General features: G+C 54.7%; 14 protein-coding genes. 5 read left to right on the top strand and 9 right to left on the bottom strand.

The window, feature by feature from the left end:
* Nucleotides 1–87 precede the first annotated feature (87 nt).
* From ACR0D6_RS17565 to ACR0D6_RS17580, 4 genes are read right to left on the bottom strand one after another with little or no spacing between them, the layout of a single operon-like run.
* Nucleotides 88–783 carry a type 1 glutamine amidotransferase gene (locus ACR0D6_RS17565; protein ID WP_480766460.1) on the bottom strand — a complete coding sequence of 232 codons (696 nt, stop codon included), beginning with the start codon at nucleotides 781–783 and terminating at the stop codon, nucleotides 88–90.
* Nucleotides 780–2204 carry an FMN-binding glutamate synthase family protein gene (locus tag ACR0D6_RS17570; RefSeq protein WP_170653143.1) on the bottom strand — a complete coding sequence of 475 codons (1425 nt, stop codon included), beginning with the start codon at nucleotides 2202–2204 and terminating at the stop codon, nucleotides 780–782. The genes ACR0D6_RS17565 and ACR0D6_RS17570 overlap by 4 nt, the downstream gene beginning before the upstream one ends.
* Nucleotides 2189–2902 carry a GltB/FmdC/FwdC-like GXGXG domain-containing protein gene (locus ACR0D6_RS17575; protein WP_170653144.1) on the bottom strand — a complete coding sequence of 238 codons (714 nt, stop codon included), beginning with the start codon at nucleotides 2900–2902 and terminating at the stop codon, nucleotides 2189–2191. The genes ACR0D6_RS17570 and ACR0D6_RS17575 overlap by 16 nt, the downstream gene beginning before the upstream one ends.
* A complete protein-coding gene (locus ACR0D6_RS17580; RefSeq protein ID WP_480766461.1) occupies nucleotides 2899–3843 on the bottom strand; it encodes a class II glutamine amidotransferase domain-containing protein in 945 nt (314 codons plus the stop codon). The genes ACR0D6_RS17575 and ACR0D6_RS17580 overlap by 4 nt, the downstream gene beginning before the upstream one ends.
* Before the next feature lie 128 nt (nucleotides 3844–3971).
* Here ACR0D6_RS17580 and ACR0D6_RS17585 point away from each other — a divergent pair, with 128 nt between their 5' ends.
* From ACR0D6_RS17585 to ACR0D6_RS17595, 3 genes are all read left to right on the top strand, one after another.
* The gene (locus ACR0D6_RS17585; protein WP_170653148.1) at nucleotides 3972–4640 is read left to right on the top strand and encodes a GntR family transcriptional regulator; all 669 of its coding nucleotides are present in this window, start codon (nucleotides 3972–3974) and stop codon (nucleotides 4638–4640) included.
* A 798-nt stretch (nucleotides 4641–5438) separates the two neighbouring features.
* Nucleotides 5439–7787: an AsmA family protein gene (locus ACR0D6_RS17590; protein WP_480766462.1), complete on the top strand. Its 2349-nt coding sequence runs from the start codon at nucleotides 5439–5441 to the stop codon at nucleotides 7785–7787.
* Between the two features lie 338 nt (nucleotides 7788–8125).
* Entirely contained in the window at nucleotides 8126–8797 is a 672-nt protein-coding gene (locus ACR0D6_RS17595; protein ID WP_480766463.1) for a GntR family transcriptional regulator, read from the top strand.
* Nucleotides 8798–8851: 54 nt separating this feature from the next.
* Here ACR0D6_RS17595 and ACR0D6_RS17600 read toward each other — a convergent pair whose 3' ends face one another.
* From ACR0D6_RS17600 to ACR0D6_RS17620, 5 genes are all read right to left on the bottom strand, one after another.
* Nucleotides 8852–9283: a universal stress protein gene (locus ACR0D6_RS17600; RefSeq protein ID WP_480766464.1), complete on the bottom strand. Its 432-nt coding sequence runs from the start codon at nucleotides 9281–9283 to the stop codon at nucleotides 8852–8854.
* The gene (locus ACR0D6_RS17605; RefSeq protein WP_480766465.1) at nucleotides 9280–11889 is read right to left on the bottom strand and encodes a TRAP transporter permease; all 2610 of its coding nucleotides are present in this window, start codon (nucleotides 11887–11889) and stop codon (nucleotides 9280–9282) included. Before ACR0D6_RS17605 ends, ACR0D6_RS17600 begins: the two co-directional genes overlap by 4 nt.
* Nucleotides 11890–11935: 46 nt before the next feature.
* Complete coding sequence (gene proC / locus ACR0D6_RS17610) at nucleotides 11936–12751, bottom strand: pyrroline-5-carboxylate reductase (protein WP_480766466.1); 816 nt, start codon at nucleotides 12749–12751, stop codon at nucleotides 11936–11938.
* 8 nt (nucleotides 12752–12759) lie between these two features.
* Nucleotides 12760–13686, bottom strand: coding sequence for an aminotransferase class IV (locus tag ACR0D6_RS17615; protein ID WP_480766467.1), 927 nt, complete (start codon nucleotides 13684–13686; stop codon nucleotides 12760–12762).
* 121 nt (nucleotides 13687–13807) lie between these two features.
* Nucleotides 13808–14803, bottom strand: coding sequence for a TAXI family TRAP transporter solute-binding subunit (locus ACR0D6_RS17620; RefSeq protein ID WP_480766468.1), 996 nt, complete (start codon nucleotides 14801–14803; stop codon nucleotides 13808–13810).
* Nucleotides 14804–15198: 395 nt separating this feature from the next.
* Here ACR0D6_RS17620 and ACR0D6_RS17625 point away from each other — a divergent pair, with 395 nt between their 5' ends.
* Nucleotides 15199–15675: a MarR family winged helix-turn-helix transcriptional regulator gene (locus ACR0D6_RS17625; protein ID WP_480766469.1), complete on the top strand. Its 477-nt coding sequence runs from the start codon at nucleotides 15199–15201 to the stop codon at nucleotides 15673–15675.
* A 101-nt stretch (nucleotides 15676–15776) separates the two neighbouring features.
* Nucleotides 15777–16733 carry a tripartite tricarboxylate transporter substrate-binding protein gene (locus ACR0D6_RS17630; RefSeq protein ID WP_480766470.1) on the top strand — a complete coding sequence of 319 codons (957 nt, stop codon included), beginning with the start codon at nucleotides 15777–15779 and terminating at the stop codon, nucleotides 16731–16733.
* The last annotated feature ends 51 nt before the right edge of the window (nucleotides 16734–16784 follow it).

Here is a 16784-nt window from a genome sequence, read left to right on the forward strand (position 1 = left end):
AGCCTCCCATCTTACCGTGTATACAGTATACATATTAAGGGTTGGCCGGACTTGATCAGGATCAAGGAACCTTTGTCTAGCGGTGTATCACACGAGGGCGTAGGAACCTCGGAACAGCTCCACCGCCTGACGCGCGGCAAGATCTTCTGAAACCCTTGCGGCGTTGACCGTGGACAAACTTGCGTCCGCTTCTTCGGGCGTCAAAAGAACCTCTCGAACCCGTATCAGCAGTTCACGCAAATGATCCGCCCTGTATTCGGGATGAAACTGCACCGACCGTGCAGGAAAATCATAGTCCAACGCGCCCACAGGGCAGTGGCTTGCTGATCCCGTAACCCGGGCCGAATCCGGAACGCGGGTCACCTGATCCTGATGCCAGACAAATGCGTCAGCACTCTCGCCTGCGAAGTCGAAAGGACGCGCTCCGACGATATTGCCGACCTCTGCCTTCTCGGACCGTCCGCCATAGACGTCGGCCATGATCTGGTGCCCGAAACAAATACCGAATACCGGTTTACGGTGATCCCGAAGCCGTTCGAGAAATTCGCGAAGCGGCTGCATCCATTCGGTGTCATCATAAACACCACATTCCGATCCGCCGACGATGACACCGTCGAAATCATCGTGATCGGGAAGTGGTGCACCATCGACGACCCCAGCCACCGCGAACTTGGCCTCGGGCAGATGCGGAGCGATCCACTCCTGTATCTGCTGTGCGGTTCGCGGCACCCCTTCGAGCAAAGGCAAAGGGTGGCTGGTCAGTTCAAGAACCGATATCCTCACCAGTCAAAGGCCCTGTCAATTCCGGCCATTTTCACTCCGGTAAAAGCCGATGCCTCAAAGCTGAGCGCGCGTAGATCCTCGGTTTCCAGATTATGAACCGAAGACTTGCCGCAGGCCTTGGCCAGCGCCGTTATCTCCATGGTCATGGCCGTCAGATACCGCGCTATGCGTTCCGCCCCGGCGTGCGGGTTCATCCGCGCCTCCAAGGTTTCATCTTGTGTCGCAATACCGACCGGACAACGGCCCGTGTGACAATGGTGGCACGCGCCGGGGGAAGTTCCCAAGGCGGCGTAATCCTCAAGATAGCGTGGACTGTTGCATCCCAGGGCAACCATGGCCGCATTACCGATCATCACAGCGTCCGCGCCAAGTGCCAAACATTTCGCGGCATCCACGCCCGACCGAATGCCACCGGCAGCCACGAGAGAGACCTTGCCGGTCATGCCGCATTCATCCAAAGCTTCGCGCGCTGCGCGAATGGCGCTCATCGTTGGGATACCGGTATGGTTCAGCAACAGCTCCGGAGACGCACCGGTGCCACCCTCGGCACCATCAACGACCACAACATCTGCGCCCGCTTTGGCAGCAACCGCCACGTCAAACCGGGGTCGTGTGGCGCCCATCTTGATGAAGATCGGGACCTGATAGTTGGTGGCAATACGCAGCTCTTCGATCTTCACCGACAAATCGTCAGCACCAAGGAAATCAGGGTGGCGGATGGTCGACCGCTGATCGACGCCTTCAGGCAATGTCCGCATCTGGCTGACCCGTGGGCTGACTTTCATGCCCAACAACAGCCCGCCGGTTCCCGGTTTCGCCCCCTGCCCCACGACCAGCTCCAAGGCATCCGCGCGGCGCAAGTGATCCAGATCCACTCCATATCGGGCGGGCGACATCTGATAGAGCAGGCGTTGGGAGGCTTCGCGTTCCTCTTCCAGCATGCCACCCTCACCCGTGCAGGTCATGGTCCCCACTTTCGAGGCCCCATAACCCAGCGATGCCTTTGCCGATGCCGACAAGGCCCCGAAGGACATCGATGCGATATAGATCGGGATTTTCAATTCAAGCGGACGTTCCACAAGACCGCGGCCACCGCCCAAAACGGTCGTCGTATCACAACTCTCGCGATAGCCTTCCAAAGGTAGGCGAGTCATCGTTGCAGGGACGAACGTCAGGTCGTCGAAGGTCGGCAATTGCTTGTTGAACGTATTGTACCCGCGCACCTGATAGCGCCCGAGCTGCGCCAGCGCGTGCACCTCCGAGATCGCCTCGGGTGTCCAACGGGTCGACCCTCCCTCATCGTAAGAGGATGGAACACCGGCTGGGCGGCCATCGATCGCGCCCGCATCGCGGAACCTGATTTCCTCTTCCGAGGCGACGTCGAAAGGATATTCGTATGGTTTACTCAGATCATGAGCCATGCGCTTGCGTCCCTGCTTTCAAAATACCAAAGACGCTGGCCCGAAACCATTTTGCGCCAATTTCGCGAACTGTCGACCAGACCGAGCGGGTCGAGGATCGCGTCGACCTCGGCCACTTCTTCAGCTGTCGGTTCGATTACGTCGACATCCACACCCAGGCTATCGACCTCTCCGGCCACCCAGACCTCGCCTTCCCACAGCGCGTCAGCGCAGGATTCCCCTGCCCCGCCAAGCGCGATGATGCGCCCGGAATGTGCCATGAAGCCGGACTGATAACCGATCTTGCCTTCGACAACGATGTTTCCGCCTTTCATCGCGACGCCGACCCTTGGGCCCGCATCGCCCTTGACATGGATCGTACCGCCAATCATCGCAGCGCCACAGGACATACCCGCATAACCACCGACGGTGATGTGACCCTTGGCCATGCCCTCTCCAACCGCCCAGCCGCAGTTACGCTCGATCGAGATATTTGCACCGGTGTTGAGACCGCCGCAGTAATAGCCAACCGATCCCTCAAAGGTGATATCCACATTGTCCGGCAATCCCACGCCCAAGTTATGGCGCGATAGGGTGTCCACGACACGGATGGGTCGGCCGGTTGCACAGGCCTCCATGATGTCACGGTTCACCTCGCGGATATGGCGCTTGCCAACTTCGATGACAATCTCATCCATCTTTGCTGCCACCTTGTTCATGCCGCCAAGCTCCGGTTTCCGACGCCCCAGATGCCAGTCAACGACGGGCCGTCATAGTTGATCACATCGCATTCCTCGGTCATCACCCGACGGACCGCTTGCTCTTCGGTCGCCGCTGCCAGATCGCCACTGCGGTTAACGACAACCAGAGGCTTCATGGCAAATCGATCTTTGGCAAAACCGATCCCGTTCGGTGTTGCGATCATGTAGGTAAAGACGCCGTCGATCGAGGTGATCGACTTCTTGAGCGCCTGCTCCATCGTCAGCCCGGCCTTCATCTGGTCGCTGACCCAGACGGCAATCAACTCGCTGTCATTCTCGGTCAGGAACCGATAGCCCATCCGGGTCAGTTTATCGCGCCAGGTGAAATAGTCGGTGATTTGTCCGTTATGCACGATCGCGACATCCGAAAACGGGCGCGCCCAAAACGGATGAGAGGCGTTGGGCAAAACCGAGCTTTCCGTGGCCAGCCGCGCGTGCCCCAACCCGTGTGTTCCAATCATATCGCGGACACCGTGCTTTTCGGCCACCGCCTCTGCGCCACCGATATCCTTGATGATTTCAAGGCTGCGGCCACAGGATTGTATTTCGATACGATCCGTCAGTTCATCCGCATCCGCGACCCAAGCTTGCAGATTTGCTGGATCCGAAATCTCCATCCGAAAGCAGTAGTGACGGTTTTGGTCCGTGAGAACTTCGGGGTCAGAAAGGAAACTGCTGCCGTGTTCACGCAAAACAGCCTCGAACTCGGACAGATCAGATTCCTGCCGCGACTTGTCGAACCCCATTCCCCGCAGAACGTACCCTGTTTCCCGCGGCAAACCGTAAACGGCAAATCCGGTACTATCGGCGCCGCGGTGTTCCTGCGCATCCATCAGGTCAACCAGATCCGCCCCAACCTTCCCGGGCGCGGCCAGTATTCTACCAGCAATTCCACACATAAAGAGCTCCCTGTTCATCCGCGTCTGTATACTGTATACAGTACACAGGTAATAGCAACCCCATTCGCCTTGGCACCCGCTGCTTTTTTGAATACAGAATTCGAAAAGAACAGAAAGAGAGGCCCCGAGTGGCTCTGAAACAGATCAAAACACAACGTAGACGCCTTGCTGACGAGGTCTATGACCAATTGGTCGAAGCCATCATGAGTCGCGAGATCACCGGTGATGATCGGCTGGTGCAGGAAAAGTTGGCCGCCGAATTGAACATCAGCCGCACGCCCGTGCGCGAGGCGCTTATGCGGTTGGAAACCGAAGGCGTGTTGGAAGTTGCCGCAAGCGGTGGATTTCGGCTGGCCCGTATGGACCAGGCTGAGGTTAGGCAACTGTATCAGGCCCGAGCCGCGATCGAAGGTCAAGCTGCACGGATTCTTGCGGTTCATGCGGAACCAGAGGTGCTCGATCGTCTGCGCGAGCTCATTCGTCGCGAAGAAGATCTGACCCACCCAACGACGCGGGACTACTTTATCGCAAACCGGCGCATTCACCGTGCCTTTATGGTAGAGGCTGGCAACAAATTTTTGATCGACATGTTCGATATGATTTGGGGCAAAGCCATGGCGTTCCATTTGTTTTCGGCAATCGAAAACGTCGATATTTCAAAATCCCTTGGGAACCACCTGACACTCGTTGATGCGATTGCTACGGGAGACGTGACCGAAGCCTTGGAAACATTCACTCGTCACATTCAGGAGGGTTTCGATTTGCAGATTGAGGGTCTCAAAGAAGTTACCCACTGACAAAGGTTCCGTTTCAAAGTTTTAGGTCAGTCAAATAGATTGGTTGTACTGCAAAACTTTGGGAAGGAGGGGATTAGCCTTTGCTTTGACACACCTATCCAGCGAGTTCGGCAAACAGCCGAAAGCCTGAGATCGTAGCGCTGGGAATTGCCTCTTTTGGCCATGATTTCTTCCAGGTCAAGATGGCACACTGTGTGCAGGTAGAAGTACACGGCATTCAGAGCCATATCCTTGGGGAAGTGACAGCCTTCTAAAGAGACCATGCTTAAGTCTATACTAAATCTGTTCCACGGGAACTAACGTCAATTCACGAATTTTTGGTCAATAAAGCTCCAAAGCTTACAACATCTCCCTTCGCTCATACCCTGCGTTTAGCCGGTTTTCGAAACACGCCGATTGACACCAGCACGCCAACAGGTTTTTTGGCATAATAGAATTAAGCTAAATGAATGCTGCTAGTTATTGGCGACAAAGGAGATGAGCGTGCGATACATCGTACGAGGTTTAATGTTGTGTGGTGCGATCGCACTTGTCGTAATTGTCGCCGCCTGGCTTGTTCTATCATCCTCTTTGTTTTCTTCGATGAGGACTGCTTTTGTTGAAGGACAGATTTCTAAAAGTCTGGGCCAAACCGTCGAAATTGAAGATGAAGTACGAGTAAGTCTGGGTCGAAAGTTGGGGGTATCGGCTACGGGGTTGGTCCTGCCCAGTACATCGGCTGCTGATAGTAATCTTGCAGAAATCGACAGGTTTGCGTTCGAAGTTTCAGCAAAAGACTTATGGAATGGCAGGTTGTCTTTGAGCAACCTATCCGTGGCGGGCATTCATCTTAACCTTCTTACTGCTGAAGATGGCACAACCTCTTGGCAGCCCATTTCCACGCCAGGAGATGAGAACGAAAAACCAGCCAAACACCGGGAAACCTCAGTCTCCGACATTCTGACGGACCGGAAAATTGAGCTGACTGACGTATCAATCCTATACCAGAGCGCACAGAACGGCCTGGATATCGATCTGCAGCTTCCTGAACTGGTTTTGGCGCGCGGTAGTGAAGCCCAAGATGCTTCTGTAGCTGGAACGGGCACGCTGAACGGCGAGAAATTTGAGTTGAACGGAGTTTTTCCGGTCGGTGAACCATTTCAGGTGACCGTGAATTTTGATCAGATTTCAATTATCGCAAATCAGGTCCAACAGGAATCCGGACTGGAAGTAAGAACAGCAGTTGAAATCGCTGAGCTTGGTCAACTTCTTGATGTGTTAAAGCTGAACCGTGTGCTGGAGGGATCGGGGAATGTAGGTGCGACGTTCAGGACTGCAGACGGCGTAGCGCGGATTGATGACCTAGATGTCATGGTCGAACTGGATGGTGGGCAAAGTCTGGATCTGACCGGACAGATCGGCGAGTTGGGGAACCCGGCCGATGTTTCGCTGACGACCCGTATCAGACTTTACCCAGAAGACGCTGAACCTGCTCCTGCAGAATCGCGATACGACCTCAAGCTTGTCGCCGTCGATATGGTTATGGACAGCGTACCGGGTCAGGTTCCTCAGCGGCAAATGGTTATCAAGACCAATGGTTTCACGCTGGATACCTCAGGCGAAGGACCACCGCCGATCAAGTTTTCCGAGCTATCCAGAACGCCGGAAGGTGCTCTGCGGGTCGGGAACGTCAACTTGCGTATCGGAAATCCAGCGCATCCGTTTGTCGTATTGAATGGCTCGGTCGACGATGCCTTGCAGTTGCAAGGCATATCGGCAGAGGGGCTGCTGGATATCCCCGCAAGCAGCCTGATCTCGCCAGAGCTGTTGGGACCAGATGACAAGCTTGGCAGGTTTTCAGGCGATTTTCATCTGAACGGAGATATCAATCAGCTTTCACTTACCAATCTGGACGGCAAGACAAGCGAAACGGATGTCTGGAACCTTGAAGTGCACGGTACTGTCAAAAATGTTCTCAAATTCGAAAATCTCGATTTGAGTATTGAAGTCGAAGTCCCGTCCGGCGCCGAACTTTTGCAAGCCTTGTCACTGGAACCGGTAGAAACAGGGAAAGCCAGTTTTGCGATCAATCTCGTGAGTGAGGGGACGGATTGGAACGCCGAATCCGAGATTTCAGTCGCGGATTCAGTTTTGAAGATCAAAGCCGATCTTGATGATGCGACGACAGATCCTGTGCTGCGAGGGACAGTTGAAAGTGATCTGATCAAAATAGATCAGATTCGCCAGATTGTGTTGGCGACTGCTCAACTGAGAAAGCTGGGCAATTCGGACGCGGACAGTGAGAATGCCGAGGACACCGCCGAACCGGATGGCAAGGATGATCCGGGCCCGCTGCGGGATGTGACGCTCAAACCAATCGGGAGGTCAATTCTTCTGTCTGGAATGAACATGGACGTCGATATCGATCTGCGCCACATCGAAGGTGCCAAGGGCATCAGCGTCCTGCAAAGTGAACTGACGCTGAATGAAAACGAACTGAAGGCCGGACCCCTGAATTTCGAATATGGCGGCGGCCATTTCACTGTGAACGGTCGCATGGATTTGTCGGATGAGGCGCACCCCCTAACCATTTCTGGCAAAGCTGGGGGGTGGCAGTTAGACGACATACTGCACAATTTGAACTTCAAGAAAGGTGCAAGCGGAACGATTTACGCCGACTTTGACGTAACCGGCGGGACGGAATCAGCAAAGCACTTTGCCAACTCGATGAGCGGCAGTGCTACGGTTTCCATGCGCGATGGCTCGGTCGAAACTCAGCTTCTGGATTTGGCGGGACTTGGGTTGCTGCCTTGGGTGTTTTCCAAAGAAAAACAAAAAGTGGCGCCAATCGTTTGTTTGCGCGCGCCACTGAGTATTTCCAATGGAACAATTTCAACGAAACAGACCACGTTGGAAACGGATCAGGTGCAGGTTGTCATCTTTGGCGGGGTGGATCTGAACAACAAAGCGCTCGATCTTAATTTGCAGCCCCGCAAAATCGGAGAACCCCTTTCGCGAAGCCCTTGGCCGGTAACAGCAAAGGGGCCGCTGGCCAAGCCGAAAATCAAGGTCAAAGACGGGCCGAAACGGTTGAAACGCTCGGACGGCGCAGATCAGATGCCTGCACAGAGAAAGCTCTGCGTACCAGACATTCTTCAACTTCAGTGACGGTTGCGTCGTTTGTGAACAACCGATGATTTGCAAGAATTTCAGAGGGATCGAAACCTCAGTTCCGGCGGGCAATTAATCGGCCTGATTGCGCGGCTCGCATGTTCACTGGCCTCGACGAAACCTGCAGGCTAGGCCACTGCCAGCTCAATTGTCTTCAGGCCGGTCAAGGATGGGTCGCAAACCTTGGGGTTTTACTGACGAGCTTAAGTGAATTGACGCATCCCGAAATCACCAAAGGGCCCGCCTTCTGATTGTTTTATTGTCAACAAAGAGCTAATTTGAACTTACTGACACTATTTGCATTGATTTGCCGGCAATAAGAGTACGTCAAACGAATGTCACTAAGCGACTTAAAACCCTTGAGCTCCAGAACCTTACGTGAACAGGCTGTCGATCAGTTAACGTCGCTGATTGTTTCCGGACAGCTTAGTAAAGGAGAGAGGCTAACCGAGGCCGGTTTGGCAAAAGCGCTGGGGATCAGCCGTGGTCCTCTGCGGGAAGCCATTCGCGAGCTTGTCGATACCGGGCTTCTGGTAAGCAAACCATACACCGGCATCTTTGTACGCGGCGTGACCAGACGCGATGTTGAAGAGTTGTATTCGATGCGGCTCACACTTGAGCAATTTGCGTTCCAGGAATGTTGGAACAAGCGTACTCAGGATAGCTTTGATGATCTTCACGAGCGAAACCATCGACTGACCAGCGTCGTGGACGATAATTGCAACCCTCATGAGGCAATTGAGCGGGAACTTGTTCTACACAGTTGGTGTTATGAATTGTCGGAACATTCGCTGCTTCAAAAAAGCTGGAACCAACTGCGCCCCAATCTGAATTTTTATTTTACCATACACCAGCAGGCGCACGAAAGAGCCGGCCCGCAGCGCGATGCACATGAACTGTATGTCACATTGGCTTGTGGAGACGATTTGAGCGCTATGCTGGACCATCTCACTGACCACATGCGCCAGGGAATGCGAAAGGCACTGGCAGCCCTGCCGCTGGAATAACGTTGGTCAGATGCAGGTCTCCGGCTCAAAGCTGTGCGACCTTTGTCCGATCACCTACCGGACAACGTATACCGAACATGGCGCATGCCGGACAACACGAGCCGCATTGGGGCCCAATAAATAGTCCTGATAGTTGGGCTTATGCGCGCCGATGACGATGAGCCCGCAGCCCGTTGTCTCAGCTGTCTTCAGGATTTCCTCGTAAGTCGAACCCGTGGCGATCACTTTCCGGATCAACAGATTGGTGTCGTTTCCAATAGCACCCTTTACCATTTCATCCAGATGCTTCCGCGCCGACTGTTTGATTTGGGCGTGATGGTTATCTTTGAAGAAGCTTCCCACAAAACTTGTGCCGTAGTCGGGGAGAACAGACAAAACGTCCAGATGCGCAGCATTTGATCGCGCCAAAGAAACCGCTTCGGTTAAAACAGCTAAATCGTGGTCAGCCTGAGATACGTCAATTGCACAAAGAATACGTTTGGTCATGCCACCACCTCTTGCCGATTTGCACGATTGTTCTGAAGAAATGCAATCAGACCCAACAACAGAAGCGCAGGAATGTAGATCAGCTCTTTCGGCATTCTGTCCGCAGTGGTTAGAACCATTTTGACCTCAACCGGATCGTCGGCATAGAAATCGAACTTGGAAAGCGGCTCGAAGAAAGGCGTGCCGCCAAAAGGCTCTTCCAGTGCGGTTGTTTCGCCGTCAGACACCAGAAGCAACCCAAGTTTATCCAGCCGCTCAGCTCCGGAAGCACCGGCAGGCACGTCAATCTTTAGTGTCAGGTCCTTGAGTTCGAGGGTATCAAAATCCGGACCGTTCACAACAACGCGAATTTCATCACCCTCCGCAGTTGCATCCAGCAATGTTTCCAATGCGGAGACTTCGTTTTGCACATACGGGGGCTGAATGCGGTCTTGAAAGAAATCCGGGCGGAACAGTGCAAAGGCGATCAATACGAGCGCAGCACTTTCATAAATCCGGCTACGCGTGACGAACCATCCCATTGTGCCTGCGGTAAACACCAGAATTGCGATTGAAGCTATGATGAAGATGAAAACGCCTTGCCAGACCGTAACATCAATCAGCAGCAGATCCGTGTTGAATATAAACACGAACGGCAGCGCCACAGTGCGCAGCGAGTAGAAAAAGGCTATGAAGCCTGTCTTGATGGCGTCGCCCCCGGAAACTGCGGCGGCAGCAAAGCTGGCTAACCCAACGGGCGGCGTCACGTCGGCCATGATGCCAAAGTAGAAGACAAACAGGTGAACCGCGATCAGCGGAACCACCAACCCGGCTTGCGCGCCCAGTTCAACCACGACGGCCGCCAAAAGCGAGCTGACGACGATGTAGTTTGCTGTGGTTGGCAAGCCCATGCCAAGAAAAAGGGACAGAAATCCGACCAAGGCCAGCATGGCAATCAGGTTTCCACCCGAAAGAAACTCGACCAGATCCGCCATAACTTGGCCAACCCCGGTCAGAGTCACTGTTCCGACAATGACCCCCGCCGTTGCCGTCGCCAGGCCGATCCCGATCATGTTCCGCGCACCGTCAATCAGACCCGCGATGACATCGCGAGCGCCGCTCTGAATCTGTTCGGCATAATTGGTCTGACCACGTAGCAAAGCCTTGAGCGGTCTCTGTGTAAACAGAATGACGAACAGGAGCATCGTGGCCCAAAAGGCCGACAAGCCCGGGGATTTCTGCTCGATCATCAGAAAATAGACCAGCACGATGATCGGCAGCAGAAAGTACAGCCCGCTTTTGTAGATTTCCGACACCACGGGCAGGTGCACCTCTTTGGCGTTCGGGTCGTCCGGTTCCAGATCGTCATAACGCGCAGCAATGGCCAGCAGTCCCAGATATGCTAGGCCCAACAAGACCGCCAAAACCCAGCCAGCGCCTTCGGGAACCAGAGATGTCACCCAAAGAACCGGGTATTTCATCGCATAGCAAAGCAGGGCAAAGCCCGCAAAAAACGCAAACATTCCCCCGATCGTACTGGCAAGGGACACAGCCCGGTCACCAAGTGTCGGCATGTTGCGTTTTACGGCTTCTAGGTGAACGATATAGACCAGCGCAACATAGGAAATGGCTGCAGGTACAAAGGCATGCGTGATGACTTGCACATAGGGAATACCCACATATTCCACCATCAGAAATGCCGCGGCGCCCATCACAGGGGGCATGATCTGACCGTTGACGGACGATGCGACCTCGACCGATCCGGCCTGTTCCGAGGTGAAGCCTACCCGTTTCATCAGCGGGATGGTGAAGGTGCCGGTGGTCACAACGTTGGCAATGGATGAACCAGAGATCAGCCCGGTCGCAGCCGAGCCGACAACGGCCGCCTTGGCCGGGCCACCGCGCAGGTGGCCAAGTGCGCCAAAGGCCAGTTGGATGAAATAGTTCCCCGCGCCGGCTTTCTCCAAAAGGGCACCGAAGAGGACGAACAGGAAAACGAACTTTGTCGACACGCTCAGCGGTAGGCCAAAAACACCTTCGGATGTGGTCCAGAGGTGGCTCATGGCCTTGGTCAGCGACGCGCCTTTCCAGCGGATGACCTCGGGCACGTATTCGGAAGAGCCAAAGAAGATATAAGCCAAGAAGATGCAGGCGATGATGGCCATTGCGGGACCAAGCGCGCGACGGGCCGCTTCGAACAGCAACAGCAGACCGCCCAGAGCCACCCATTTGTCTACATCATCAGCGATGCCCCCGGCACGGACGATCTTGTCATAGAAGAAGAATCCATAGATCGCGGCAAAGGACCCGGCCAACGCCAATGCCCAATCGACGTACGGGACATGGTCACGCGGGCTGGACTTGAATGCAGGATAGGCCAGAAAAGCCAGAAAGATGGCAAACATCAGGTGGAATTGACGTGAATTGTTAATGACATCTGCCGGTAGCAGGTGGTTCACCAGTGGAGACGCCAGAACAACCTGAAAAAGAGACCACACAATGGCCGTTACGGACATGACGATGCCGACTGCGCCTGCGGGATTGCGCGCTCCGGCATCGGACGAAGCGACAAGCTCTTGCAGCTCTTCCTCGGTATACTGGTGCGTTTCGGAGGTGTCCTTGATCATATTACGCTCTCCTGCAGGTGCATACCTGTTGCAGTTTGGGGAACCGTTATGTCCCTTGGGCCAATTCAATCGACCGATCGTGCGCTGCCTGAACGGTTTCCTTGATCAGCGCATCAATTCCGTTTTGCGGGGATTGCAGTTCGGCCAGGCCAGCTGCGGTGGTTCCATTGGGCGAGGTCACCTGACGCCGAAGCTCAGCAGGATCTTCTTGGCTTTGGACAATCAATTGGCCGGAACCGGCGACCATCGCGACGGCGAGTTCCTGCGCCATCTTGGCTGTAAGCCCAACAGACTGTCCCGCAGCGATGAGCGCTTCGGTCATCGCAAACACATAAGCCGGTCCAGATCCGGACAGGGCGGTGACCGCGTGCATCTGATCTTCGGTTTCCAGTTCAACAACGTGTCCCGCAGCCTGCATCAATGCAACGGCCAACGGCATCTGAGCACCGGCGGCCGCGTTGCCGACGATGCCACTGACACCATGCCCTATCGCTGCCGGAGTATTGGGCATGGCCCGAACGATCGGAGTTGCCGCCCCCAGCATGCTTTCAAAGCTGTCAACCAAGGTCCCTGCGGCAATTGACAGGAAAAGGGTTCGACCGTTGCCAAATTCTTTCAGGCCTGGGACGGCCTCTTGCATCATCTGCGGTTTGGTCGCGATCACGACAACGTCGGGGGCGGACTGGGGCTGAACATTGATCGAGATGCCCTGCCCTTGCAGTGCAAGCAACCAATCAGCAGGATGTGGGTCAATTACGCTAACCTGTGCGGGTTTCAGACCAGCTTCAAGCCACCCTCTTAGCAGGGCGCCTCCCATTCTTCCGCAGCCTACCAGCAGCAGCGTTTCGATCTTGTCCAGCATGATCGGCCTTAGCCTTGTGTGTTTTGTGCAACCAGCTCTTTGTAGAGCTGCTGCAACCGGGCCATGATTGGCCTGTCTCCTGTCCCGATGGGTTTCCCGTCGATTGCAGCAACCGGGGTTTGCGCACCGAAAGTGCCGGTCAGAAATGCCTCGTCCGCGCCGTAGGCTTCATAAAGGGAGTAGTTCTTTTCAAAGATCGGGATTCCGTCCTGACGGCACAAATCAATGACTTTCTGCCGAGTGACACCGTTCATGCAATAATCCCCGGTCGAGGTCCAAACCTCGCCACGGCGCACGATGAAGAAATTGCAGGCGTTGGTGGTGTTCACAAACCCATTTGGATCCAGCATTAACGCTTCGTCTGCGCCAGCCTGTTCGGCCTGCAGGCAAGCGATAACGCAGTTCAGCTTCGAATGACTATTGAACTTTGCATCCTGACTCATCGGCAGGCCGCGCACTTGGGGAACTGTTGCCAGACGAATGCCAGCGCTATGCAAGCTGGATTTCGGCTTCGAGTGCTCGACAATGATTACGACTGTAGAACCAAACCGTGACAACCCCGGGTGCTGGAACGGTTTCGCCTTGCGGCCCCGAGTAATCATGAGGCGGCAATGAGCATCGCTTGTCATGTCGTTGGCCGCCGCCGTGCGGTTCATGGCGTCCAGCAGTTCTTCTTTGCTTAGGCCTATGTCGATAGAGACGGATTTGCAGCTATTGTAGAGGCGATCCATGTGCTCATCGAAGAAAGCCCATTTCCCATTATACAACCGCATGCCTTCCCACATGCCATCCCCCAGCATGAACCCGGAGTCATAAACCGAGACTTTGGCTTCATCCCGGTGAACAATCTCACCATTCACATAGATTTTGATATCCTGGTTCCGCGCATCTTCTTCTGCGTCATGGGTTGAATGGCTGTGAATTGCATCAGACATGGGTTCGTTGCTCGCATTTGTGACTGGGACGAAAGCCCACCCGAAGGAGGACTTTCCTTTGGGGCGCCAGGGAGAGAGCGCCCCAAGTGCGCAAGGGCACAAATGCCCTTTTGCGCGGCTTTTATTTGATCAAGCCAACTTCACGGTAGTAGCGCTCGGCGCCCGGATGCAGCGGTGCAGTCAGCCCCTGAGAGACCATCAGCTCTTTGTCCAGATTTGCGAACGAGGGGTGCATTGCCTTGAAGGTATCGAAATTGTCGAACACGGCTTTCACCATCTGGTAAACAACCTCATCGTCAACATCTGCGCGGGTTACAAAGGTAGCCGACAGGCCATAGGTTGGAACGCCTTCATCGACACCCCGATACAGGCCGCCAGGAATGGTCACGTGACCCAGGAACGACTTGCTTTCGACCAGCTCGTCCACGGCATCTCCGGTGACGGGAATGATATTGATGTTGCAGGTCGTTGCCGCCTCCAAAACGTTGGCAACCGGGTTGCCCGCGACCATCAGGAAAGCGTCAATATTGCCGTCACACAAAGCAGCGGACTGCTCGGCCGATTTCAACTCGGTCACCAGAGCAAAATCGTCATGGCTCCAACCGAGAGCGTCCACCAGAACGTCTGCTGTAGCGCGTGTACCCGAACCCGGATTGCCGAGGTTAACGGTTTTACCCTTCAGATCATCAAGCGTTTCAATGCCGGTATCCGTGCGCGCGGCAACAATTACAGTGTCGGGGTGCAACGAGAAGACAGCACGCAAATCTTCATGCGGCCCATCTTCTTCGAACACGCTGGTACCGTTGTAGGCGTGGAACTGCCAGTCTGACTGAACGGTCCCCATCTCCAACTCACCTGAGCGAATGGTTTTCAGGTTGTAAACCGATCCGCCGGTGCTTTCGACCGAACAACGGATACCGTGTTCCTTGCGGTCTTTGTTGACCAACCGGCAGATACCTCCGCCAACCGCATAATAGATACCTGTTACGCCTGCGGTGCCGATTGTCAGAAAGGTCTCTTCGGCAACGGCTGCTCCAGGAACCACCAAGCCAGCTGCAACGGTCAGCGCTGTCGCCCGATTGCGCAACTTGGCGCCAAGGGTTGAATTGGTTGTCATGCTTATCCTCCACGTTGGGTCAGTTTGCTGAGGCCAAGGGGCTCTCGGCTCTCCCGTGGGAGCTCATTATCATAGTATTGTTAGATTGTCGACAATCCTGTTAGTGGAATATTTTGCCCTGACAACCAAGCTTGGATATGTCGCAAACTTTAGAGCTTTATTGACGAGCAAAAGTGATTTGGCGTTTGTTCCCTCGGATTTCCGCTAGCTTCGCTAAAGCTCCTGCAAGCAGTTGGATCAGCACCTTTCCGAATTCTGAGATTGGTACAGGTGGCAGTACCGAGAACCACCCTCGAAAGCGTTAAGCCGTCAATATGCTTAATGTACCCGACGGGCTTGTTTCCCGTGCATGGAATCTTCTACTTATGATGATAAGTCAACAAAGGATGATCGCTATGTCGATACGTGAAAAACAGCTTGAAACGGAGCTGAGAAAGACACGCGAGCTGGAGAGCAACCTCACCTATCGGGTCGCCATCGCCAACAAGGTACTCGAACAGCAGACCCTGCGGTTGATCGAAGACACCCCCCTGACGCTGACAGGCTATCGTATCCTGCGCGTGGTCAGCATTTTCGAAGAGATTACTGTGTCCGAGTTGAGCCGCCGCATTCTGGTGGACCGTGCCCTTATCAGCCGCATGGTCGCGACTTTGGTCGAGCAAGGGTTCGTCGATTTTCATGCGGACCCGACTCACAAGCGCAAGAAACTGATCCACATGACCGAAGACGGGGCGACGCTGATTGCCCTGCTTGCGCCAAGATTCCTTGAGCGACGGACCGAGCTGGAAAAAGCCATTGGGGAAGAGGCGTTACGGGGGTTTAACGCCGCTCTGGAGACAATTTCTGCGTCCGAGATAGAATTCAACGATTAGCAACATATTGATCATTTGAATAATTATTGTTGACATATCATCATTTCAGCAGACAGAATGACTCCTGAATGAACCGGAAGGTGTTCATAAGGGAGGAAGACATGTTCAAAGCAGTTGCCACTGCAACCCTGTTGGCCGTAACAGCCTTGACAGGAACCACCGCAGCTCTGGCGGAAGAGTGGAAGCCATCGGGACCGATCACACTCAAGATTTCGTTCCGCGCTGGCGGAGGTACAGACACTCAGGCCCGCCTGATCGCCACGGAACTAAACAAACGCCACGGCTGGGAGATCATCCCGCAAAACATCGCCGGCAAAGGTGGCGCCGTGATGCTGCGGGAACATGTGAACGATCCCGCCGATGGCATGACCATCGGCATGACTGTCTCCGAAGCACTGACCTATTCCCCCTTTGCCACGCGGGATGCGGGATATGCACTTGAAGATTTCGAGGCGCTAACCACCACGGCAGGCACCCAGATGGCCCTGTTTGCCAAGGCCGACCGCGGATGGAACACCCTGCATGACGTAATCGCGGCCGCCGAAGCCGGTGAGGACATTTCGGTCGGAGCTTTCAGCCCACGGGTCGCAGACGCGATCTATCTGCTGTCGAAGGAAACCGGAGCCGACCTCAAGACCGTGATGGTCAAAGGAGGCAAGGGCAGCATGAATGGTGTGATGGCCGATGATCTGGACATCGCCTGGGGCGCGGGTCCGCAGAACAAGCTGGTGGCCAGCGGCGAACTGGTCAACCTTGTTTCGGGGGAAGATGAAGCGCTGGTGGCATCTCCTGATGCGCCGCTTCTGAAAGAATTCGGTGTTCCGTACTCCTTCGGCTCCAAATTCATCTTCGTTGCGCCCAAAGGTATCCCTGCCGAGGCCAAAGAGGCGCTGACCAACGCCATTGTCGAGATTATCACCGACGAAAACACCGAGGCCAACGCCTTTATCACTAACGCGTTTGCTGGTGTTCAGGCCATCAACGGCGAAGAACTGGACGCCTATCTGACCCAGAAAGCGGCGGACGATGCCGCCCTGCTGGAAGTCACTTCCGAGTAATATCTCCCGGGATTGCGGGAGGGCTGCAAGGCTCTCTCGCGGTTTCTGTAT

Source organism: Ruegeria sp. BJ6 (genome assembly GCF_056537885.1).